Consider the following 22737-nt stretch of genomic DNA (forward strand, 5'->3'; position numbering starts at 1 on the left):
CGCAACGCGACACGGCGCTTCGAGCCCCCTCGGCCGGCCGCGCTACGACTTGCGGGCCACCGCGCCCGCGATGCAGTACGACACCGCGTCCAGCTCCTTGAGCCGCGGGCCGTCGGGCCACCAGTCGGCGCAGATGACCAGGCCCGGGTCGACCAGTTCCAGGCCGTTGAACATGGCCAGCAGCTCGTCGTGGGTCGCGAACTTCCCGGAACCCATGGGGGAGTGCAGGAACGTCTCCTCCATGCGCCGCGCGATCGCCGAGTGCTCCTCGGTCTGCGGGTCCAGGAAGTGGCTGATCGCCACGTACGAGCCGGTCGGCAGCGCCTCGATGTACTCGGCCATGATCTCGGCCGGTGTGGGCGACTCGCCGTTGTAGTGGTGCAGCGTGCCGAGCTGGAACAGGGCCAGCGGCTCGTCGAAGTCGATGTGGCGGCGCACGACCTCGTCGTTGAGGATCTCCTGCGGCGTGAAGATGTCCGCGGCGGAGAAGTGGGTCTGGTCGTTCTCCTCCAGCAGGGCGCGGCCGTGGGCCAGCACCACCGGGTCGTTGTCGACGTAGACGACCCGCGCGTCGGGCTGGATCCGTTGCGCCACCTGGTGCGTGTTCTCCGCTGTGGGCAGGCCCGAGCCGCAGTCGAGGAACTGGGTGACGCCGGTCTGGCTCGCGATGAACCGGGTCACCCGGATCAGGAACGCGCGGTTGTCGACGGCGAGCGTCTTGGCCTCGGGTGCCACGCGCTCGACCCTGCGCAACACTTCGCGGTCGATCTCGTAGTTGTCCTTGCCGTCGAGGAAGGCGTCGTAGACCCTGGCGATACTGGCCTTGCTGGTGTCGATGTAGGTGGGGATGGCGGTGTCCGAGGACGTGCCCGGCATTGGTGACCTCGCATGAGTTGTTCAGGGGGGCGGCGGTTGTGCGCCGCGTCACAGTCCACTGAGCGTAAGAGTATGGGCCCTTTGCCCGAGTGAGCGGTGTGCGGCGGACGGGGGAAGATCGTGGGTGTACGTTCGGTGACGATGCGAGTTCGCCCCGCTCGGACGCAACCGCTGTTCGGGTGGCGGGGGATCGCACGAGAGAGCGCGGTCGGGAGGATCAGGTATGCGCGCCGGTGACTCCGAGGGCTCGGCGACCGAGCGGGAGAGCGGTCCCACGGCCCTGCGCATCGTGCTGGGATCGCAGCTGCGGAGGCTGCGCGAGGCCGCCGAGATCACCCGGGCCGACGCGGGCTACGCGATCCGCGGGTCGGAGTCGAAGATCAGCCGGATGGAGCTGGGGCGCGTCGGCCTGAAGGAGCGCGACGTCTCCGACCTGCTGACCATGTACGGGGTGACCGACGCGGACGCGCGGGACAAGTTCCTGGCGATGGTCCGCCGGTCCAACGAGCCCGGCTGGTGGCACCGCTACAACGACCTGATGCCCGACTGGTTCCAGGACTACGTGGGCCTGGAGGAGGCGGCGACCCGCATCCTGACCTACGAGACGCACTTCGTGCCGGGCCTGCTGCAGACCGAGGACTACGCGATGGCGATCGCCAGCAACGGTCGGCCCGAGCTGGCCGGTCCGGAGGTCAAGCGGCGGGTGTCCTTGCGCATGCAGCGGCAGAAGATCATGTTCCGGCCGAGCGCGCCGCGGCTGTGGGCGGTCATCGACGAGTCGGTGTTGCATCGCCCGATCGGGGGTCGTGACGTCTTGCACGCCCAGATCGAGCATTTGCTCTCCGTAACCAAGGACGCACCGATCACTCTTCAGATTGTTCCTTTCGAGCTGAGCGGTTACGCAGCGGAAGGACCATTCACGATGCTCCGTTTCGGTGAGCCCGACCTGCCCGACATCGTCTACCTCGAACACCTCGCCGGTGCCCTCTACCTGGACAAAATCGAGGAGCTGGAGATCTACAGCCGCCGTTTCGACCGGCTGACGGTGGACGCGGAGACGCCGGATCGGAGCCGACAGATGCTCATGAAATTCCGAGCGGCCCTCTAGCGACTCCTCCGTCCGGGCGAGATTCGCCGTCTGCATCTGCACGTGCATTTACCCGGGTCTCACGCAGTGCTACCGTCCGTGCACAGTCAAATGCACGTGCAGATGCACTCCGTCGTCGTTGGGTAGGTGATGTCGATGACCGGCAAGGCGCACAACGGCATGTCCGCTGCGGCTTTGCGGGACGTGACCTGGCGGAAGAGCGCGCGCAGCGGCCAGTACGGCAACTGCGTCGAAGTAGCGGTGCTGGACGGCGGCGACGTCGCGGTCCGCAACTCCCGGTTCCCGGACGGTCCCGCGCTGGTCTACACCAGGGCGGAGATGGCGGCCTTCGTGGCCGGTGCCAGGGACGGGGAGTTCGATGACCTCGTCGACTGACGCCCGCACCACGCTCCAACTGCGTCAGCTGATCGCCCGCGGCTTCCAGTTCCTGCACCCGCGCGACGCGCGGGGCGAGTTGGCCGCCGTCGTCGGAGTCCGCGCGCACGACGCCGTCATCGACGTCGTCCGGCTGCACACGGAGGACGACGCGGTGGCCATGCGGATGCCCGCGGACGAGGTGAACGTCCTGGCACCGTCCCGGTTCTCCTGGCGCAGGCGCGGTCCGGCGTCGAGCGTGCTCGAGGAACTGCTCGAACTGCCCGACGACCGGATCGTATGACCTCCGGCTTCCCGTTCGCGCCGAACGGGACAGGGGCGGCACGTGGCCCCGCTCGACGAACCTGACCTGGAGACGCAGCGGGAACCGGCTCCGCGCCCTTGTCGGTTCCGTGACGCTCGAAGCGGAACTCCGTGTTCGTCACGGTTCGGCGCGGAGGTCGGCGCCCACTCGACCTCCGCGCCGACCTGGAGTTCACCCCTCCAGACCCCGCAACACGATGGCCAGCCCGCGCGCGAACCCGTGGTCCACGGCGGGCGCGGCGCGCGCGGTCTCGGCCAGCAGTGGGAACTCCGCGTTGCCGGCCATTACGGCGGTGCTTGGTCCGGTCAGCGGGCCCAGGTGCTCCAGTTGCACCGCACCGATCAGGTAGCTCAGCAGGCAGCGCAGCGCCACGACCCGTCGCGGACCGCTGAAACCGTTGGCGGCCAACACTTCCAGCACCGCCTCCGACCACCGGCTGATCGCCGCCGAGCGGTGCCGGTGGGTCATCGTCAGGACGACCGCGTTGGGATGGGCCGCGACCGCGTCCCGAACGCGCCGGACCAGCACGGTGACCTGTTGGGGCCACGGGGCTTCCGGCGGCTCGACGTCCACTGTGGACAGGATGAGGTCGACGACGAGCGCTTCCAGCTCGGTCTTCTCCCGCACGTACCGGTAGAGGGACATCGTGCCCATGCCCAGTTCCTGCGCCACCGCGCGCATGGACAGGGCGGGCAGGCCGTCGCGGTCCACCACGGCGAGCGCGGCGGCGGCGAGGGCTTCCGGGGTGAGCGACTTGGGTCGTGGCATGGCGCTTGACAGCGTACGGCATACGCTCATAACGTCGTAGGCGTACAGCACACGCTTAAAGTGACGAGGGGGAGCTGTGATCACGACGCGCGAGTGGGAAGCGGTGCTGGGCGGACCCGTGCGGGTGCCCGACCCGGAACGCCTGGTGCACCTTCAGTTCCGCCGGTTCGCCGGGTGCCCGGTGTGCAACCTGCACCTGAGGTCGATCGTGGACCGGCACGGCGAGATCGCGGCCCGGGGCATCGCGGAGGTCGTCGTCTTCCACTCCACCGCCGACGAACTCCGGCCGCACGTCGAGGACTTCCCGTTCGCGGTGATCGCGGACCCGGAGAAGCGGCTCTACGTGGAGTTCGGCGTCGAGGCCAAGCCGCGGGCGTTGCTCGACCCGCGCGCGTGGGGCGCCATCGTGCGGGGGATCGTCCGGGACCTCGGGCCGGTGCTGCGCGGGCGGCGACCGCTGCCGACGCCGTCGGGTGGTCGGCTCGGGTTGCCGGCGGACTTCCTCATCGCGCCGGACGGGCGGATCGTGGCGGAGAAGCGCGGTGTGCACGCTTACGACCAGTGGTCGGTGGACGAACTCCTTGCCGCGGCGGGGTGATCCACCGGTTGTCCACAGGGCTGTCCACAGCTGTGGACCGCTCGAACGTGTGTTCGAACGCCCGGGGCGGGTGACGCCCCGGGCCGAACGGATCAGGCGCTGACCGTCAGGCTGTAGCCCGCGAAGCCCGACTGGCAGTGGTAGGAGTCCCACACCCCGCCGGACGTGCCGTTGTCGCCGGCGAAGGAGCAGTTCGCGAGCCCGTCGAAGGTGTTGATGTAGACGTCGCTGAACGAACCGCCGGTCGCGTCCACCAGCACGCTGTACCCGGCCACCCCGTTGCGGCACTCGTAGCCGGTGAACACGCCGCCCGCCACGCCGTTGTCCCCGCTGAACGCGCAGTGCGCGTTCGTCCCCGTGTACAGGTAGACCGAGCCGTTCGGGGCGGCTTGCGCGACGCCCGCGGTGAGTGCGAGTGCGGCCGCGGCGCCGGCGGCGGCCGTGGTGAGAACGCGCGCGAACTTCTTCATGTCGATGTCTCCAGAATGTCGGATTCGACTTCCCCCGGTGCCATGTCCCGGCACCTGAACCGACGTTGACAGCGCATTACAAAAAGCGCGCTCACCATTCTTCTCGACTGTGAAAGGCCGGCTTCGGTTGCACGTCAGAGTGTGTGCGGCTGGGCTGGTGGGAGCGCTGCGGTGCCACTCGGGTGAGCTGGGGCATTGGCCGGCAACAGAATTGGGCGGGACCCGGTGGAGTATTCCGAAATGGCGTTCGACGGCATGTCTTGAGCTGCTCGCAGTACCCTCACCCGCGGCCCGGAAGGACCGCGGGTGAGGGTCCTTCGCTTTCTCGAAGCGGCCTACGACCACACCCGGAACTGGGCGTGGTACGTGGTCGGCGAGGCGGGCGCGACGATGTTGTGCGTCCGCGCGCCGCCGTCGGACCAGCTCGACCACCGGTAGCCCAGGCGCAGCTCACCGAGGATCTGCGGCGAGGGCGCGCTGATCGAGTTGACCGAACCGACGATCACCGTGCGGGAGAACGGGGTCCGCTGGGTCGTGCTGCCGACCGTGAGGTTCGCGTTCGACGGTGACGAGGTGAAGGTCAGCACCACGGTGCGCGGGTCGAGCCGGAGCTTCGTGGCGGCGGACCGGCCGGCGGAGTCGGTCGCCGTCAGGGTCAGCTCCAGGTACGACGGGTACTCGTGGTCCGGCGCGACGAACGAGCCGGAGGTGCCGGTGGACTCCTGCACCACGTGCTCGTGGCACGAGCCGGTGGTCGCGCAGTGCTGGATGCTCAGCCGCCACCGCAGGTTCCCGGCGGACAGCGTGCCGTCCTGCGGGTCGGTGGCGTGGCCGGCGAAGGTCACGGTCTCGCCGACCGCCCACCGCACCAGCGACGTCGGGTCGTCGATCACCGGCACCGGGTCCTGGCCGCCGACCGTGACGGTGGTGGTCGTGGTGGCGAACGCCCCGGCGGAGTCGGTGACCTTGAGCCCGACGACGGTGGTCCCGTGGTAGACGTGGGTGGGCGTGGCGGAGGTGGAGTCGTCGTACGCGCCGTCGCCGTCGAGGTCCCACGCGAAGGTCAGCGGGTCGCCGTCGGGGTCGCTGGACGCCCGGCCGTCGAACTGCACCGACAGCGGTGCGGGACCGGTGGACGGGCTCGCTTGGGCGACCGCCGTGGGCGCGCGGTTCCCGCCGGTCGGGTAGCTGACGCGGCGCAGCTGGCCCGCGCCCAGGGCCACGTAGAACAGGTCGCCGCCGGGGCCGGTGAGCAGCTGCACCGGGAGGTCCACGCCGGTCACGAACGGCACGATCTTCGCCGGGTCCGGCACCCCGTTCGTGGTCTTCATGGCCCACACGCAGCCGCGCGAGCTGTCCGCGAAGAACAGCGCGCCGTCGTACTCGGCGGGGTAGTTCCCGTTGCCCTCGAACGCGATCCCGCCGATGGACGACCCGCCGGTCGGGCACGGGTCGGTGGGGACGACCTTCGCCGAGTGGTGGTAGGCGTAGTGCGGCGGGGTGTGGCCGCCGCCGGCGTAGAGGGACTCGCACAGCGACAGGTCGGCGCTGTCGTAGCCGGGTTGCCGCCCGGTGCCCTCGAAGCAGGGCCAGCCGAAGTTCTCCACGATTGGGTCGTCCGGGTCGGCGATCCGGTTGACCTCCTCCCAGTCGCCCCAGCCGACGTCGCCGACCCAGATCTCCTCGGTGCCGGGCCGGAAGGCGAAGCGGAACTGGTTGCGCAGGCCGTGCGCGACGATCCGGCGCGCGTTGGCGTCGGGGTGGCCGGCCAGCGGGTTGCTCGGCAGGGCCGCGCCGGTGTCCGGGTCGATGCGGACGATGGCGCCGTCGAGGCTCACCGGTTCGCCGGCGGGTCGGCGCGGGGACTGCGAGCGCAGCGCGCCGCCGCGCGCGGTCGGTGCGGACAGGTCGGTGCCGGCGGGGCCGGGCGGGTCGGCGCACGGGTTGCCGACCTGGCCGTAGTCGGCGAAGGCGAAGCTGGCGCCGTCGCCGCCGCCGACGTAGAGCGCGCCGTCCGGGCCGAACGCGACGGTGCCGATCGAGTGGCTCGGGTACTGCTGGCACCAGTCGGTGACCAGGGGTTTCTCCGCGATCGAGACGCCGGAGGCGCCCATGGTGAGGCGGGAGACGCGGCCGGTGACGACGCAGCCGCGGTCCATCGGGCCGGGCGGGGTGGGGCAGGTGTCGCCCCAGCGCGGCGCGGTGCCGCCGGGTTCGGCGTCGTGGGTGTAGGCGACGTAGACGTACGGGCGGGCGGGGTACGCGGGGTCGACGGCGAGGCCGAGCAGGCCGCGGTCCCAGAAGTCCTGGGTCCGGGTGCGGAGGTCGGCGAACACGGTGGCGGTGGGGTCGGCGAGCGAGTCGAAGACCTTGACCAGGCCGCTCTTCTCGGCGACGAACACGGTGCCGTCGGGGGCGAACGCGGCGGCGGTCGGTTGGGTCAGGCCGCCGATCGCGAGGGTGTCGGTGAAGCCGGCGGGCACGGCGGCGCGGGCGGGTGGCGGGACGGCGGCCAGGCAGGCGGCGCCGAGGGCGAGGACGAGGGCGGCGGTGGTGCGTCTCAGACGCAGTGGGTTCATGGCGGCGGACCCCTCCTAACTCGGATGAGTGGGCTCGGAAGGGTGACACGTCGGATGATCGACCACTCGGAGTTTGGCGCGTGTCGCCCGTTCACCCGGTGAGTCACCCACGTTCGGAGCAGTTCCGCGGGCTCGCCGGCCGTGTCATGGTGAACGTGATTGGTCTGGACCTTCGCCCTCCTGCGACCGGGCGCCGGTCCGCCCCCTGCGAGAGGAATTGGGACATGCGCGGCACGACCGTGTTACCCGGGACGCCCTGCCAGGTCCAGAACGGCGGTGAGCTGCCCATGCACCGGCTGGAAGTGCCGATGCTCAACGCGCTGCCGTTCGCCATCGGCACCTTCGACGCCATCGGACCGATGTCGCGGGCGAACTTCCCGCACCGGCACACGTTCCACGAGATCGTCTACGTCACCGGCGGCACCGGGACGCACGTGGTGGACCTCGCCCGGTGGGAACTGCGGCCGCCCCACCTGTGCGTCATCGCGCCCGGCCAGGTGCACCACTGGGACGCCCGGGACCTGTCCGGCCACGTCGTCCTGTTCACCGACGACTTCCTGCTCGACCACCCCGGCGACCGCGAGCTGCTGCGCCGGCTGTCCGAACGCCCCTGGCTCACCCTCGACGGGCCGACGCACGCCCGGCTGGGCCGGCTCATCGCCGAGTTGGAGGAGGAGTACCGGGCCGGGGCGCGCGGGGTGGAGTCCGTGCTGCGGGCGTTGTTGCACGTCCTGGTGGTGCGCGCGGCGCGGCTGCCGCAGACCGCCTCGGCCGTGCCACCCGCCCGTCCCGGCGCGGTCGCCGAGGAGTTCGCGCGGTTGACCGCCCGACCGGACTTGGGGCTGTGGTCGGTGAGCGCCTACGCCGAGCGCATCGGCGTGACTCCCGGGTACCTCACCGAAGCGGTGAAGGCGGCGACCGGCCGGACGCCCTCGCAGCTGGTGCGCGAGGCGCGGGCCGGCGAGGCCAAGCGGCTGCTGGCCCGGACGGACCTGACCGTTCGGCAGATCGCCGGGCGGGTGGGGTTCGGCGACCCGGCCTACTTCTGCCGGTTCTTCCGGCGCGAGGCGGGTGTGAGCCCGGGCGATTTCCGCCGCCGCGGGGACGTCCGCGCGGTGGGGCGTTCACAGTGATGGCCGCCCGCGAGATTCACCACGACCAACCGGTCCAGTCCATCGTCGCGGGTCGGGGCAGCTCCATAGGTTCGAGATGAATCCCGAGCCATCCCCACGAGGAGCAGGCATGGACACGCCGATGGACGGCGACCGCCCCACCGAGGGCGCCCTCCAGGACGAGACAGACTCCCGCCACGTCAGCCGCCGACCCGTGCTGCGCGCGGCCGTCGCCGCCGGCGTCGCGCTGCCCGCCGCGCTGATGGGCGTGCCCGCGCTGGCCCGCACCGTCCCGAGCACCGGCGGCACGCTGGAGCTGACCCCGGAGTGCGACGACGGCGACGACCCGACCCCGCCGCAGACCGAGGGCCCGTACTTCAAGCCGAACTCGCCGCGCCGCACGTCGCTGGTCGACGCGGGCACCGTCGGCACCCGGCTGACCGTCAGCGGCTACGTCTTCGGCCTGGCGTGCGTGCCGATCGCCAACGCCCTGCTGGACTTCTGGCAGTGCGACAACAACGGCGTCTACGACAACCGGGGCTACCGCTTCCGCGGCCACCAGTTCACCGGCCCGGACGGCAAGTTCACGTTGCAGACCATCGTGCCGGGGCTGTACCCGGGGCGGACGCGGCACATCCACGTGAAGGTGCAGAACCCCGGCGGTCGGATCCTGACCACGCAGCTGTACTTCCCGAACGAGCCGCGGAACAACACGGACTCGATCTTCGACCCGCGCCTGCTGATGACCGTGCGCAACGTCGGGACCGGCCGGGAGGGCTTGTTCGACTTCGTCCTGAACGTCCCCCAGAACCCGACCACCTCGCCCACCAGCCCGACCACGACCACTTCGCAGCCACCCGGCGGCACGTGGTCGGTCGGCACCACTTACTCGACCGGGGCGAGCGTCACGTACGGCGGCGCGAGCTACGTCTGCCTCCAAACCCACACCGCCCAACCCGGCTGGGAACCGCCGAACACACCCGCCCTGTGGCGCGCCGCCTGATTCCCGAGAATTGCGGACAGGCCGGGCCGAAGGCCCCTGGACACCCCGGGGGCCTTCGGTGTATTCGTGGCTGATCCACATTGGACTGTCCGGGTGTCGTTGTGCCCCAACTGGTAACACCTGCTCCGTTCCTCCGATGGTCAGCGCGTACGTCGGTTGGAGCGTCAGGAGTCGTCGTGGTCGAGAACCCGTCGTCGGGACTGGTGGTGGTAGCGGCCGAGGTGGCCGTCACCGTGACGCGCGAGGAGCACCACCAACAGGTGTTAGGTCGGTACCCGGTGGCACCCGGCGGGCAGCGGCGCGTGGTGGTGGAGCTGGGCTGGTGCGCCATCGCCGCCGGCAAGTACCGCGGCGAGCAGGCGGTCGAGGTGCGGCTGGACGGCCAGCGGGTGGGCGAGCTGACCTGGCTGATGTCGCAGCGGTACGGCGACCTCGTGTCGGGCCTGCTGGGACAGGGCGCGCGGCCGGGCTGCGAGGCGACCGTGACGCGCGGCGCGCGCGGTCTGGAGATCGTCCTCCACCTGCCCCGCGACCCCTCCGCGGTGCCGATGCCACCCGTCGCGCCCGCTCCGTCCCCGACGATCGCGTGGACCCCGCCGATCCCGGCGCAGCGGCAGAACACGTTCGCGGCGCACAAGCCGGCGTGGATCGCGGGCGGTGTGCTGGGCGCGATCTTCCTCATCGTGGTCGCCGCCAACAGCGGAACCCCCACGACGCCCACTGCGGCCGACTCGTCCACCACCACCACGACCACAACTACGAAGACCACGACGACCACGACCGCACCGCCGACGACCACGACCACGACCACGACGACCACCACGGTCGCCCCGGCCCCGCCGCCGGACACCCAGCCGCCCGCACCGGCACCCACCACGCGCGAGGTCACGCAGGCCCCGCCGCCTCCGCCGCCCGCACCCGCGCAGGAGTGCCACCCGAGCTACACCCCGTGCGTACCGATCGCATCGGACGTCGACTGCGAGGGCGGCAGCGGTGACGGCCCCGCCTACGTGCGCGGTCCGATCCAGGTGATTGGTCCGGACGTGTACCGGCTCGACGGCAACGACAAGGACGGCATCGGCTGCGAGTGAGGCCCCGGTCGGCAGCATCGGGGCATGTGGTTCGGGATCCTTGGTCCACTGGAAGTGCGGACGGACGCCGGTGCGGTGGTCGCGGTTGGTGGGCCCAAGCCTCGGGCCTTGTTGACCGGGCTCCTCCTCGACGCCGGGCGCGTGGTGGACTTCGGTGGGGAGAACCCCAACGCGGTGCAGGCGCGGGTGTCGTGGTTGCGGCGGGGGTTGCCGGACGGGGTCATCGAGTTCGCCGGGGGCGGGTACCGGATCGTGGTGGACCCGGACGACGTGGACGTGCACCGGGCTCGCGACGGCCACCGGGCCGGGCGGGATCGGCAAGACCCGGCTCGCGGTCGAGGCGGCCGGGCGGTGGGCGCGGGACGTGTGCTTCGTCGACCTGTCGGCGCTGGTCGACGGGGCGCAGGTGCCGCACGTGGTGCTCGGAGGCGGTGGCGGCGGTGTGCGGGTCGGACGACGCGCTGGCCGACCTGGTGGACCGGTCGCTGCCGCGGGTGCGCGCCGGGCGCTACCGGATGCTCGACACGATCCTGTTGTACTGCAAGGAGAAGCTTGTCGAGTCCGGTGAGGAGCTTGAGCAGGTGCACGCCCGGCACTTCCTGGACCTGGTCCACCGCGCCGACCCGCACCTGCGGCGCGCCGAGCAGCTCGACCGGCTGGCCCTGCTGTCCGCCGAGCACGACAACCTGGTGGCGGCCCTGCGCTGGGCCGCGCGCCACGACCAGCCGACCGCGATGCGCTTGGTGACCGCGGCGGCGGCGCACGGAGGCCTACCGGGGTGGCGGGTGGCGGCTCCCCGAGCTGGTGGAGCGGTTGTCGCGGGTGGACAACCTTTACCTGGACACGATCAGCCGGGTGCGGGTGCCGTCGTACTCGAAGGGGCGCGTGGTGCTGCTGGGGGATTCCGAGTTCGGGAACACGTTGGGCGGGTTCGGCAGCGGGCTGGCGGTGGTCGGCGCGTACGTGCTGGCGGGTGAGCTGGTGGCGGCGCGGGGCGATCACCGGGGGTGGCGTTCGCGCGGTACGAGTCGCTGCTGCGGGGGTACGCGAAGGTCGCGGTGAAGGCCAACACGGGCCCGTTCCTGGCTCCGCCGACCCGGCTGCGGATGGCGATGCGCAACTCGATGTTCCGTTCGCGGCTGCTGTTGAAGCTGCTGCTGAAGTCGACGGACTGGTTCGCGACGGACATCACCCTGCCGGATTACGCACTTTCCTCTAGGTAACCACTATCTCCACGACAGTAACGTCCCGCGCATGAAGGTTTTGCCGATCCGCAAGGGGCCGCGTCCCGCCACTGGGCCGGCCGTGCCGCACCAGCAGTTGAGCCAGATCGCCCCGGTGGCGTTGCAGGAGGAGTTGTGGCGGCGGATGACCGGGTTGGCCGGTGTCCGCACCGGTCCCAGCGGGATCTCCTTCCCCGAGTCCCGGGCGCTGCACCTGGCTCGACCGGGCTCGGACCCCACGGCGTTCCTGGTGGACGCCGAGTTCGCCCACCTGCACGGTCCTGATGACGGCAGCCTGCACCTGTGCCTGCCGCTGGAGCGGGTGGCCGACGTCGAGCGCGCGGGGTGGGGTGAACTGCACCCGGTGGCCCGGGCCGGGGAGCGTCCGGGGACGCTGCTGATGGTCTTCGGTCCCCGGGACGAGGCCGAGTTGGACGTGGTGTGGGGCCTGGTGCGGGAGAGCCACGCCTTCGCGGTCGGCTGACCGCTGCGCCGCCGGGACGCGCTGCCCGGCGGCGCAGCGGAACCGGTCAGTAGCCGGAGATCTCGGTGGGGCGGGTGCCGGAGTCGTCGTCCACGACGGCGGTCAGGGCCAGTTTGCCGTTGAAGAAGACGGTCACCGGGCGGCCCTCGGCCAGCAGTGGCAGGCGGACGACGGTGCCGTCGGTCATGGCCTGCTCGATGTCGGACACCACCTTGGCCGCGTCGGCGTCGGACAGGCCCCACGACTGGTCACCGATGATCACTCGTTTCATCCCGCTGTCCCCTCTCGCTGTGAACCCACTACCCCAACCCTGACGGACGGCTCCGCCACCGCGCAGCGGAACGAGAAGTCCTGCGCCCGCACCGCCGAGTCGTCGACCGTGCGGCTCAGGCCGAAGTGCTCGGCGGCGGTCAGCGTGGTCCGGTACAGGCCGATGGTGTCGCCCAACTCGTCGCGCAGCAGCCGGTGGGCGGTGTCCACCAGGTCGGACACGGCTCCGCGCCAGCGCAACCGGGCGGCGAGGTCGAGGGGGCCGTTGGGGGAGATCCACACGGCCACGTCCAGCGTCGACCGGGCGGTGCCGGTGAACACGGGCGTGGACAGGGGCAGGCGTTCGCCGTCCTTGATGTCGGTGAACGTCTCGGTGTGCACGTGGAACTCGCCGCCGGTCACCACCAGGGCGTCCAGCCGCACGTCGGAGTGGCGGAAGCGGCGGTTGTGGTGGACCACCAGGTCCGACAGGTGCACGGCGACATCCAGAGACCGGGCCGAACGGGTCCACGGCAACACCGTGGGGCGGTCGTTCACCTGGAACACCGCGGTTTCCGGCGGCGGCGCGGGGGTGGGGACCAGGTCGAAGTCGACGGTGTGCACGGCGAAGCGGACCGGACGTGCCGCCTCGGGAGCGGTTTCGCGGACGCCGGCGGTGCCCAACTGGCGGAGGTGGCGTTCCAAACGGGACAACCCGCCGCCGCGCACGCCGGTCTGCTCCAAGACCCGGGTGTCCGTGGGCTCGGCGCTGACCAGGACCACGATGGTCTCCGGACGCGGCTCGGTCGCCGGCACCAACGGCGGCCAGCTCACCGCCAAACCGGCCAGGGCGCCGCTGTAGTCGTTGCCGCCGAACGTGTACGACCGCCCGGCGTCCAGCCGCACCCCGCTTGGCGAGTTCGGGTTGAGCACGGAGATCTGGTTCGACACACCGATGTCCAACAGCGACACGTACACCGTGTCCGTGCCGTCGTTGCGCACCTCCACGCAGATCGCCTGCCCCGAGTGCACCACCGCGCCGGACCGGGGCAGCGGCACGGCCACGCCGTCCACCACCCGCGAGAACGTGATGGACACCGGGATTCCCAGCGCCAGCCAGGGGTCCTCCGTGAGACACCTCAACGCCCTCGCCTGCGCCACCCGCTTGAGGTTGGCCACCACGAGATCCGCGGGCTGCGGCGCGTGCAAAGGCCCGAAAGCGTCGTGCACGACCAAACCGCCCGGCTCCGCCTCGACGTGGACCTCGGCGTCGTCGGCGACCCGCACGATCGGCACCGGTTCGACGAGCCGGGCGAGGGTCGCCGAGCGGGGGTCGTCGCCGGCGATCCGGACGGGCAGCGCGGGCAGTGCGGCGCGGACCAGGTGGGCGCGGGCGCCCAACGGCACCGGCAGGCCGGTCGAGAGCACGCCGTACGCGGCCTGGGCGTCGATCCGCTCCACCACGACGTCGCCGAGCTTGCGGTCGTCGTCGGCCTCGGGGGAGTCGTCGGGCATCACCACGAACTCGTCGCCCGGACGCACCCCGAACAGCGGCGCGCCCGCGATCCGGACGCGGTCCCGCAGCGGGCTCACCGGGAACGTGGCGACCGGGTCGGCCTCGACGGTGTCGAACACCACCCGCCGGGCCGGGCCTTCCACCTCGGGCCGCTGGGTCGGCCACGCGGCCAGGACGCGCTGCCGCACCCGGTCCACCACGGTCGCCCACGACACCGCCAGGCCGCTGTCCCGCAGTTCGGTCAGCGACCGGGTGAGCGCGTCGGTGAGGTAGCCCATGCGGACGCCGTCGGCGTTGGCGGCCTCGCCGGCCAGCTGCTCCGGCCCGCACGCCACGATCCGCACCGCGTGCGGGTTGCCGGTCGGCTGCCCCACGTCGACCGGGAGTCCCTCCCGCCGCAACGTGTCCAGGTGGGCGCGGATGAGCCGGGCCGGCACCGCGCGGGACCGTCCTTTCACGACCGGGTCGCGGTCGCGGGACATGTGCGCGGAGTGGCAGCAGTCCAGCACCACCGTGACGTTGCGGGTCCGCTCGGTCAGCCGGGCCAGCAGCACGGACAGCTCCAGCGCCGTGATGCCGCGGAAGTCGTCCTCGGTCGAGGCCGCGAAGTCCGTGGGCTCGATCAGCTGGAGCACGCGGTGGCCGGGCGTGCCCCAGCCGCGTTCCGGGTCGGGGGCGTACGCGCCGTGGCCGCTGTAGTAGACGACCACCGCGTCGTCCGGGCGGGCCTGGGCGATGAGCCGCTCGTAGGCGTCGAGGATGCCCGCGCGGCTCGCGTTCTCCCGTTCGCGCCGAGTGCTCTCGAAGCCCCACAGGGCCAGGGCGTCCGCCATCGCGGCGACGTCGTTGGCGACGCCGGTGAGGTCACCGGTCTGCGCGCCGATGAGCAGGGCCTTGCGGGCCATGGGGTCCTCCAGGGTTGAGCTAGCGGAGCAGTCCGGCGTCGCGGGCCTTCGCCAGGGCCGCGACCTTGTTGTCCACGCCGAGCTTGCGGTAGGCGTTGGACAGGTGGGTGCCGACGGTTTCCTTGGTGATCGACAGCCGGGTCCCGATCTGCCGGTTGGTGAACCCGCCCGCGAGTTCGCGCAGCACCTCGACTTCGCGGGCGGTGAGGTGGAACGGGAGCTTGTCCTTCGGCTCGGCCCGGCGGGCCAGCCGGTGCGCCTTGGCCAGCCGGGTGACCGCGTCCAGGAGGGGTGCGGCGCCGAGCCGTTCGGCGATCTCCGCGGCCTCCGCGGCGGCGCCCGCCGCGCCCGCCCGGTCACCGTCGCGGGCGGCGGCGGAAGCCAAGCGGGACAACGCGTACGCCAGCGGGTAGGGCCGGTCGAGGGTCCGCCACGCGTGCGCCACGGCGGTCCACTCCGCGGCGGTGTCGGCGTCGTCGGCCCGGTGGTGCTCGGCGTCGCTCTGCGCGGCGAGCACGGCCGACTCGGCGTCGTCCGCGCCGCGCCCCGCGGTCCGGGCCCACTCGACCAGGTCGGGGGCGCGCGTGCCGGAGTCGGCGGCGACCCGCAGGCCGAACGCGCACAGCTGCAGCACCAGCAGGTGGTCCTCGGCGTCCGCGATGGCCTTCACGCCGTGCCGCACGGTGTCCAGCGCGGCCTCCGGGTCACCGCGGTGGGCGGCCAGTTCGGCCAGGCACCGGTAGAGCGGGCTGAGGAACCGGGGCTGCGAGCTGGGCTGGTCGCGTACGCTCTCCAGCAGCTGCTCGGCGTCGTCCAGCCGGCCGGTGGCCAGGTCGATCTCGGCCTTGGTGAGCCGCTGGAACGTGGTCTCGCGCGCCGGGTAGTAGCGCAGCACCTCGGTGATCAGGACGCCCGCCTCGGCCCACCGGCCGAGCAGGAACAGCGTGGCGCACGCGTTGTTGGCCAGCAGCCCGGCCTGCCGCGCGCCCAGCAGACCCAGTTCGCGGCTCTTCTCCAGGCCCTGCTGGAAGACCTCGACCGCCTCGGCGACCTGGCCCGCGCGCTCCAGGCACACGCCGAGGTTGCCGTAGGCGCGCAGCATGTCCTCCAGGTGGTCGACCTCGGTGGCGACGCGCAGCGCCTCGCGCAGGTCCGCCACGCCCTCGGTGTGCTTGCCCAGCAGGGTCAGCGCCAGGCCGGAGCTGTTCTTGGCCCGGCCGACCTCGGCGGTCGCGCCCGCGGCCCGCGCCTCGTCCTCCGCCGCGCGGGCCAGCGCCAGCGCCCCGGTGTAGTCGCCCCGCTTGATGTCCACAGTGGACAGCGCAGCGCTCGCCCGTGACCCGGCGGCGCTGGGCGGCGCGTCGTCGAGCAGTCGACGGGCGGCGCGGTAGGCGGCCACGGCGTCGTCGTCGAACCCGGCCTCCCACCGGTAGCTGCCCAGCCGTTCGTACAGTTCGCCCAACAGCGCGGGATCGGTGTTCTCCGCGCACGCGACCGCTTCCTCCGCCCACGTCACCGCCTGCCGCAGGTGCCCGGCCCACCGGGCGGCGTCCGCCGCGGCCGTCAGCACCCGGACCTTCGTCGCGTCGTCGGCGCGGGGTTCCCGGTCCCACAGGTCGAGGGCGGACCGGTACTGGGCCTCGGCCTCCGGGAACGCCCGCACCCGCACGGCGAGGTCGCCCGCGCCGACCGCCGCCCACCGCGCCTCGGGCACCCGGTCCGCCGCGATCCAGTGGTGGGCCAGCTCGGGCAGCACGTGCGGGTTGCCGTCGACCTCCTCGGCCAGCGCCTCCGCCAGCACCCCGTGCAGCCGCCGCCGCTCGCGCGGCCGGACCGCCTCGTACGCGGTCTCGCGCAGCAGCGCGTGCTGGAAGCTGTAGGACTCCTCCTCCCGGTCCTCGACGAGCACCCCCTGCGCCAGGCACTCGGTGAGCGCGGCGTCCAGCGCGGCCTCGTCGAGACCGGCGACCCGGGCCAGCAGCGCGTCACCCACCCGCCGCCCGGCCACCGCCGCCACCCGCACGACGGTCGCCGCGTCCGGACCCAGCTGCGCCAGGCGGCCGTGCATCAGGTCGCCGATCGAGTCCGGCACCCGCGAGCCCGGTCCGGCGGCGACGAGCTGTTCGGTGAAGTACGGGTTGCCCTCGGACAGCGCGAAGTACCGGTCGGCCCGCTCCGGGCTGACGTCGGCGCCGGTCAGCGCCGCCACGAACGCCCGCAGCTCGCGGGTGGTGAACGGGGCCAGGCTGATCCGGTGGGTGCGCCGGGTGAACTCCGGTTCGGCGAGCCGGGCGCGCAAGGGATGGCCCAGCCGCAGCCCGGACCGGTAGCTGCACAGCAGCATCATCCGCTGGTCGGTCCCGGTCAGCGCCAGGTACGCGATGAGGTCCAGGGTCGCCGTGTCGGCCCAGTGCACGTCCTCGAACACCAGCACCAGCGGCTGCTGCTCGCCGATGTGGTCCAGCAGCCGCGACACCGCGCCGAACACCCGGGTCTGCGCGCCCAGGGTCGGCGCGGCCGGGGTGCCGGTGAAGTCCGCGATGAGACCGGACAGCTCCGCCCACGCCGGACCCGCGAGCCGGCGCGCCTCCTCCTCGCCGTGCTGCCGCACGAGCCGCCGCAACGCCTCGATCAGCGGCCCGTACGGGATCGCCCCGCCGGCCAGCTCCAGGCACCCGCCGGACAGCACGACCGCGCCCGCCGCGCGCGCCGCCGCCGAGAACTCCGCGACCAGCCGGGTCTTGCCGACCCCGGCCTCGCCGTCCAGCACGACCACCGCCGGCCGGTGCTCCGCGACCTGCCCGAGCAGCCCGGTCAGCGCCGCCAGTTCGGTGTCGCGCCCGATGAACTGCGCCATGTCACGGCCGGGCCGCGGCCTTCAGCGGACCCGGCCACGGGTAGCCCGGCGACAACCGGTCCACCGCCCGCCCGGCCTCCGCGACCGCCCACGCCGCCCGGCACACGCACCGCAGCGCGTGCAGGTCGGCCCACTCGTCCGGGTCGGTCACCCCGCCGCCGGCCAGGACCGCGTCGAACCGCCCGGCGAACCCCGCCGCCACCGCGTCCAGCACCCCGCCCAACGGCCGGTCCGCGTCCAGGAACGCGCCCAGCGACCGCAACACCGTTGGCAGCGCCGGGTGATCCACAGGTGCCTTGCGCGCGGCGGTGAGCAACGCGTCCGCTCCCGCCTGCCGGTCGTCGCCGCCGGGATCGAGCCGGTGCCGCAGGTGCAGCGTGACGGCGACCAGGAACCAGTCCACCACGTCGGCGTCCTCGTCCTCGTCGACCACGGTGCCCGCGATCGCCACGACCTCGTCCACCACGTCCACCGCCGGGACGTCCGCGACCAGCAGCCCGGCCGCCGACTCCCACACCGGCTCCGCCAAGCCCAACCGCTTGCGCAGCACACCGCGCAGGTCCACCGGTTCCGGCTCGGGCTCGGGCTCGACGGGCGCCGCCGCCGACGGACCCGGCTCCTCCACCGCGCCCTCCACCACGGCGACCGGGTGGTCCAACGGGTCCATGTTGATCAGCCGGCCCGGGTTGGAGAAGTTGAACACGTCCTCGAACCGGAACGCCCCGTAGCCCGGTTTGCCGCCCGAGCCGAACCGCTGCTGGAGGTCCTGGAGCTTGCCCATGGCGGCCAGCATGTTCCCGAAGTCGTAGCCGCCCGGCGAACCGCCCAGGATCGCCCGCACCGCCTCGGCCATCTCCAACGACATCTGCGCCATGTCGCGGAAGTCGTCGCTGATGGCCGGCCCGTCCACGACCGCCCGGAAGCACTCGACGGCCCGGTCGACGTCCGGGATCTCGGTCCGGTTCGCGGCGGCGGTCAGCATGCCGATCATCGACTGGCCCGTCGCCACCCGCGACATGGCCCGCGTCAGGTACTGCTGGCCCAGCATCATCCGGGCGCCTGCCGCGGACGCGGGCGGGATGCCGTCCGACTCCAGCGCCGCGCTCAGGTGCTCGATCGACGCGTTGAGGTCCCGGTCGTCGTTCATGTAGCTGTTGCGGGCGCTGAGCGCGAAACCCAGCAGCATGACCACGTTCGCCCGCAGCGGGTCGCGCTCGCCGACGTGGGTCAGCACCTCCTCGAACGCCGCGACCGCGCCGTTGAGGTCGGTCAGGGCGGTCGGCGCGCCCAGGCCGTTCTGCGAGAACCGCTGCACCAGCGCCTGCCCGAGGCGGCCGAGCGGCTCGACCCGCGCGGCCCCGGTCAGGCCCTCCAATTGGGCCCGCAGCCGCGCGATGACGCCGTCTACCGAGGACATCCGGTCTCCCTCCGGTCTTTGCCTGGCCGGTTCTTCACTGGCCGGTTCTTCACTGGCCACCGTGCACGAACCCGGCCCACGCGACGACGTGCGCGTGGTCGTGGTCCGCGGTCACCGACCACAGCCGCTCGGGCATCCCCGGCGGCGGCACGCGGTCTTCTTGGAGCATCCACATCTGCGCCGCGCGCAACGCCTCCCACGGCGCCATGCGGTCTACGCGGAGGTGGTGGTGGAACACGTACATCAGCGCCGAGGTCGCCTTGTCCGGGATGGCCCACTGCGTCGACAGCACGGTCCGCACCCCGCCCGCGAGGAACGCGGTGCCCAGGCTGTAGGCCTCGTCGTAGCCGTGGATGGACCGGCCCGTGTGGCAGGCGGCCATCACCACCAGGCCGATCCGGCGCTCCGGCACCGCCCGCAGCACGCGCACGATCTCGTCGGTGCCCAGCTCACCCGGTGCGCCGCCGGGCTGGTCCGGCGCGAGCAGCAACGCGGCGGTCACCTTGCCGTCCTTGGTGGTGTACGAGCCGTGGCAGGCCAGGTGCAGCGTGGTGCCCGCGTGCGGCGCGGCGTCGGCGAGCCACTCCCGGACCTCCGCCGCGGTGCCCCGACCGGACGGGCTGGTCGAGCCGTCCGGTCGCCGCCCGACGTAGCGCGCGCTGCGGTAGAAGGCCTGCCGGATCGCGTACGCCTCCTCGCGCGCGGCGTCCAGCCCGACGGCGGCGCCCTTGGTGTCCGGGTCGCCCACGACCAGCCCGGTCGAGCCCGGCTTCACCGGCCGCCGGGCGGCGTTGTCGCAGAACAACCGGGCGGACACGGCCTGCGAGAACGCGGCCAGCTCCACCGCGTACGTGCCGTCGCCCCGCCGCGCCGCCTGCCACGGGACGCGCGCCAGGTCGCCCATCGGGACCAGCACGACCCGCGGCACCCGACCGGCGGCGGTGCGCGCGAAGTACCGCTCCAGCAACGGTCCCATGGCCGCGCGCCACGCCCAGTCGCACAGCGCGTCGACGCTGTCGCCGAACGAGCCGCCGTCCGGCGCGATCTCCCGGGCCGCGTCGGCGGGTTCGGTCTCCAGCGCCGGGACGGTGCGGTTCGGTTCGCCTTCACGGGACCGGTGGGCCAGCGCCGCCAGGTAGCGCTCGATGTCCGCGTCACCCTCGACCACGAGGTGCTGCAACGCCATCCAGGCCGGCGGTCCCTCGCGGGGCGCGATCACCGCCGCGCCGGGCGTGAGGCCGTCGCCCGGCACCAGGTACACCAGCGCGTCCGCCTCGGCGTCTGCCAGCGCCCGGCGGATGTCGGCCAGGCTGGGCGGGTCGAGCAGGTTGCGGGTGGCCCCGGCGTCCACCAGCGCGGCCACCACCTCCCGGCGCAGCCCCTCGGAGTCCCGGCCCTCCCGCACCCACCGGTCGGCCAGGTCCGCCCGGCCCGCCGCGACCAGCTTCTCCCGCACGTCCCGCAGCTCCACCTCGGCGAACAGCATCAGGCCGCGGCAGGTGTCCAGGGCGCGCAGGGCGTCCGCGATGTTGTTGGCGCGCAAGCAGGTCCGGGCCAGCTCGGTCGCGTCGCGCACGGCGTCCCGGATGGCGATGCGGGCGTCGGCCGGGTCGGGCTCCAGCAGCGCGCGCCACGCGTAGCTGCGCTGCGCCGCCATCCCGAACTCGCCGGACGCGGCCAGGTCGCCCAGCCGCTGCCGGATGTTCGCCAGCAGCCCGTTGACCAGCGTCCACTGCGGGTGCTGCGGGCCGCCGAACAGCTCCAGCGCCCGCACCAGGTGGCCCTCGGCCTCGTCGAGCCCGTCGGTGGTGCCCGCGACCTCCGACCGCCGGTACAGCGCCACGGCGAGCCCGGTCAGCGCGAACTCGTACTGCGCGTGGCCCTCGCCCATGGCCAGCGCCGCCCGGTACTGGTCCACGGCCGCGTCCACGCGGGTCAGGTCGGTCTCCTCGCCGCCCCGCATCAGCGCGGACGCCGCGAGCAGCCGGGCCTTCACCCGCTCGGCGAGCGGGTCGTCGTCGGTGGCCAGCGAGCGCGCGATGTCGTCGGCGGCGGCGACCGGATCGCGGTCCAAGGGCACCTCGCCCTTGTATGCGGACACCAGCACGTCGAACTCGGCGGACGCCCGCTCGAGCACCTCGTGCATCCCGCTGTCGGCGGGCAGCTCGGCGGCGGCGCGCTGCATCTCGCGGAAGGCCCGCGTGATCTCGTCCATGTCGCCGGACCGCTGGGCCGCCATGGCGCGCTGGGCGACCTCCACGAACGAGCGGAAGCCACGCACCTTCGGGTCGTCGCCGAGCATGTCGAGCATGGGGTTCAGCGAGCCGAGCATGTTCGCCATGGCCTGCCCGTCGCCGGTCTGCCCGGCGGCGACCGAGCTGATCACCCGCTTGGCGGACTCCACCATCGACTTGACCACGGGGACGTCCCACATGGCCTCGGCCAGTTCGGCGAGTTCGCGCTCGGCCGCGGGCAGGTCGACCGGCACGTCCCCGACGGCGGCATGCATCAGCTCCTGGGCGCGGGCCGAGGCGCGCACCTGCGGCCAGATCGCCAGCGACGCGGGCACCCGCTCCACGAGCCCCAGGAGGTCGCCCAGGTGGCCCGCCACCTCTATCGGGGCCGGGCCGCCGCCCTTGGTGAGCGCGATGACCATGGTGACGGCGAGCCGGCTGCGTTCCGGGTGGTGCGCGGGCAGGCTCCGCAGGTCGGCGACGAACGACCCCACCTCGGCGCTGCCGACCCCGCCCGCCGCCGCGCGGTCCGCGGTCGCCCGGCAGCGCGCGAGGACGTCCTCGATCCCCATCCAGCCCTCCTCGTGGGAACGGTCCTGCACCTCTCTGACGGACGGCTCAGCCGCGGGTTCCCAGGACCGCGAGGACGCGCTCGACGGCCGGGCCGGACGGCGTCGAGCCGGGGCCGAAGACGGCGGTCACCACGTCCACCACGGCGTGCCGGGGGTTCTCGCCGCGGGCGAGGCGGTCCGCGATGCCGTCCACGGCGAGCCCCGCCAACTCCACCAGCAGCCCGTCCGCCTCCGCGACCACCGGCAGGGGGATCTCGTCGGGCGGCAACGGGACCGCGGTGTGCGGTTTGCGGCCCAGCGGGCGCTCCACGTAGGCCTCGTACCAGGCGGGGCGGGCGCGCATAGCGGCCAGCACGGTCTCCAGGTCGGCCAACACGGCCCGGTGCGCGGCCTCCCAGTCACCGGTCGCCCAGTCACCGGTCGCCCGATCCCCTGTTGCACGGCCCTCGGCCCAGCGCTCGGTGGGCCACACCCGCGGGCCGGCGCTCGCGTCGTTGCCGACGAACTCCAGGACGTCCACGGCGAGCGCGGTCAGCGCCGGGTCGTCGCCCAGCCGGGCCGCCAGCCACTTCGGCACCCTGGGCCGTTGCAGCGCGCCGCGTTCACCGCGCCGGCGGCGGTAGCCGTTGACGGTGGCCAGGACGAGCCGCCGGCTGACCCAGCCCTCCAGGTTGTGGACGGGGACACGGGCGTTGCGGAACACGTCGTCGATCACCGCGTCCATGTCGTCGTGGAACCGGTCCAGGCAGGGGTCGTCCAGCCGGGACACCGCGACCGCGCACGCCCGGTGGCCGCGGGCCAGTTCGAGCCTGCGGGTCAACTGGTGGAAGACCACCGGCTGCACGACCTCGTAGGTCGCCGCCCGCAGCCGCCGGCGCGCGTCGCCGGTCACGGTGCCCGCGTACGCGGCCAACTCACCGCGCCGGGCGATTTCCCGAACATCCATGGCGCCACTCCAGTGCACATCGCCAATTCGATGTCCCCGAAGCTAGGAGC

Annotated in this window: 20 protein-coding genes; 10 read left to right on the forward strand and 10 right to left on the reverse strand. The window is 72.9% G+C overall.

Going from position 1 to position 22737, the window contains the following annotated elements; genetic code table 11:
* Positions 1-42: 42 nt before the first annotated feature.
* On the reverse strand, positions 43-876 hold the full coding sequence (locus RIN75_RS11925) for an SAM-dependent methyltransferase (protein ID WP_309111910.1): 834 nt from the start codon (positions 874-876) through the stop codon (positions 43-45).
* Positions 877-1099: 223 nt separating this feature from the next.
* On the opposite strand from RIN75_RS11925, the gene RIN75_RS11930 reads away from it, so the two are divergent.
* The 3 genes from RIN75_RS11930 to RIN75_RS11940 all read left to right on the forward strand — a co-directional run bounded on the left by RIN75_RS11930 (position 1100) and on the right by RIN75_RS11940 (position 2642).
* Entirely contained in the window at positions 1100-1984 is an 885-nt protein-coding gene (locus RIN75_RS11930) for a helix-turn-helix transcriptional regulator (protein WP_309111911.1), read from the forward strand.
* Between the two features lie 135 nt (positions 1985-2119).
* On the forward strand, positions 2120-2359 hold the full coding sequence (locus RIN75_RS11935; RefSeq protein ID WP_309111912.1) for a DUF397 domain-containing protein: 240 nt from the start codon (positions 2120-2122) through the stop codon (positions 2357-2359).
* Positions 2343-2642 carry a hypothetical protein gene (locus RIN75_RS11940; RefSeq protein ID WP_309111913.1) on the forward strand — a complete coding sequence of 100 codons (300 nt, stop codon included), beginning with the start codon at positions 2343-2345 and terminating at the stop codon, positions 2640-2642. Before RIN75_RS11935 ends, RIN75_RS11940 begins: the two co-directional genes overlap by 17 nt.
* 192 nt (positions 2643-2834) lie before the next feature.
* On the opposite strand, the gene RIN75_RS11945 is transcribed toward RIN75_RS11940, so the two are convergent.
* On the reverse strand, positions 2835-3431 hold the full coding sequence (locus RIN75_RS11945) for a TetR/AcrR family transcriptional regulator C-terminal domain-containing protein (RefSeq protein WP_309111914.1): 597 nt from the start codon (positions 3429-3431) through the stop codon (positions 2835-2837).
* Positions 3432-3507: 76 nt separating this feature from the next.
* On the opposite strand from RIN75_RS11945, the gene RIN75_RS11950 reads away from it, so the two are divergent.
* Positions 3508-4029, forward strand: a complete 522-nt coding sequence (locus RIN75_RS11950) for a peroxiredoxin-like family protein (protein ID WP_309111915.1) — start codon at positions 3508-3510, stop codon at positions 4027-4029.
* A gap of 92 nt (positions 4030-4121) precedes the next feature.
* On the opposite strand, the gene RIN75_RS11955 is transcribed toward RIN75_RS11950, so the two are convergent.
* Together RIN75_RS11955 and RIN75_RS11960 are read right to left on the reverse strand one after the other, a co-directional pair.
* The gene (locus tag RIN75_RS11955; protein ID WP_309111916.1) at positions 4122-4499 is read right to left on the reverse strand and encodes a hypothetical protein; all 378 of its coding nucleotides are present in this window, start codon (positions 4497-4499) and stop codon (positions 4122-4124) included.
* Positions 4500-4834: 335 nt separating this feature from the next.
* On the reverse strand, positions 4835-7078 hold the full coding sequence (locus tag RIN75_RS11960; RefSeq protein ID WP_309111917.1) for a PQQ-dependent sugar dehydrogenase: 2244 nt from the start codon (positions 7076-7078) through the stop codon (positions 4835-4837).
* Positions 7079-7302: 224 nt separating this feature from the next.
* Here RIN75_RS11960 and RIN75_RS11965 point away from each other — a divergent pair, with 224 nt between their 5' ends.
* From RIN75_RS11965 to RIN75_RS11990, 6 genes are all read left to right on the forward strand, one after another.
* A complete protein-coding gene (locus RIN75_RS11965; RefSeq protein WP_309111918.1) occupies positions 7303-8211 on the forward strand; it encodes a helix-turn-helix domain-containing protein in 909 nt (302 codons plus the stop codon).
* 121 nt (positions 8212-8332) lie between these two features.
* Positions 8333-9193 carry a carbohydrate-binding protein gene (locus RIN75_RS11970; protein ID WP_309111954.1) on the forward strand — a complete coding sequence of 287 codons (861 nt, stop codon included), beginning with the start codon at positions 8333-8335 and terminating at the stop codon, positions 9191-9193.
* Between the two features lie 176 nt (positions 9194-9369).
* On the forward strand, positions 9370-10284 hold the full coding sequence (locus tag RIN75_RS11975; RefSeq protein WP_309111919.1) for a hypothetical protein: 915 nt from the start codon (positions 9370-9372) through the stop codon (positions 10282-10284).
* Positions 10285-10724: 440 nt separating this feature from the next.
* Positions 10725-11261 (forward strand): hypothetical protein, encoded by a 537-nt coding sequence (locus RIN75_RS11980; protein WP_309111920.1) that lies wholly within the window; start codon positions 10725-10727, stop codon positions 11259-11261.
* 30 nt (positions 11262-11291) lie between these two features.
* On the forward strand, positions 11292-11507 hold the full coding sequence (locus RIN75_RS11985) for a hypothetical protein (protein ID WP_309111921.1): 216 nt from the start codon (positions 11292-11294) through the stop codon (positions 11505-11507).
* 31 nt (positions 11508-11538) lie between these two features.
* Positions 11539-11991, forward strand: a complete 453-nt coding sequence (locus RIN75_RS11990) for a luciferase family protein (RefSeq protein WP_309111922.1) — start codon at positions 11539-11541, stop codon at positions 11989-11991.
* A gap of 46 nt (positions 11992-12037) precedes the next feature.
* On the opposite strand, the gene RIN75_RS11995 is transcribed toward RIN75_RS11990, so the two are convergent.
* From RIN75_RS11995 to RIN75_RS12020, 6 genes are read right to left on the reverse strand one after another with little or no spacing between them, the layout of a single operon-like run.
* Positions 12038-12262, reverse strand: a complete 225-nt coding sequence (locus RIN75_RS11995; RefSeq protein ID WP_309111923.1) for a hypothetical protein — start codon at positions 12260-12262, stop codon at positions 12038-12040.
* A complete protein-coding gene (locus RIN75_RS12000; protein WP_309111924.1) occupies positions 12259-14661 on the reverse strand; it encodes a caspase family protein in 2403 nt (800 codons plus the stop codon). Before RIN75_RS12000 ends, RIN75_RS11995 begins: the two co-directional genes overlap by 4 nt.
* A gap of 19 nt (positions 14662-14680) precedes the next feature.
* Positions 14681-17518 (reverse strand): AAA family ATPase, encoded by a 2838-nt coding sequence (locus tag RIN75_RS12005; RefSeq protein ID WP_309111925.1) that lies wholly within the window; start codon positions 17516-17518, stop codon positions 14681-14683.
* Between the two features lies 1 nt (position 17519).
* Complete coding sequence (locus tag RIN75_RS12010; RefSeq protein WP_309111926.1) at positions 17520-18935, reverse strand: hypothetical protein; 1416 nt, start codon at positions 18933-18935, stop codon at positions 17520-17522.
* Positions 18936-18984: 49 nt separating this feature from the next.
* The gene (locus tag RIN75_RS12015) at positions 18985-21741 is read right to left on the reverse strand and encodes a CHAT domain-containing protein (protein ID WP_309111927.1); all 2757 of its coding nucleotides are present in this window, start codon (positions 21739-21741) and stop codon (positions 18985-18987) included.
* A gap of 46 nt (positions 21742-21787) precedes the next feature.
* Positions 21788-22687 (reverse strand): hypothetical protein, encoded by a 900-nt coding sequence (locus tag RIN75_RS12020; protein WP_309111928.1) that lies wholly within the window; start codon positions 22685-22687, stop codon positions 21788-21790.
* Positions 22688-22737 lie beyond the last annotated feature (50 nt).

This window comes from Saccharothrix sp. (genome assembly GCF_031180885.1).
Taxonomy (GTDB): Bacteria; Actinomycetota; Actinomycetes; order Mycobacteriales; family Pseudonocardiaceae; genus Actinosynnema.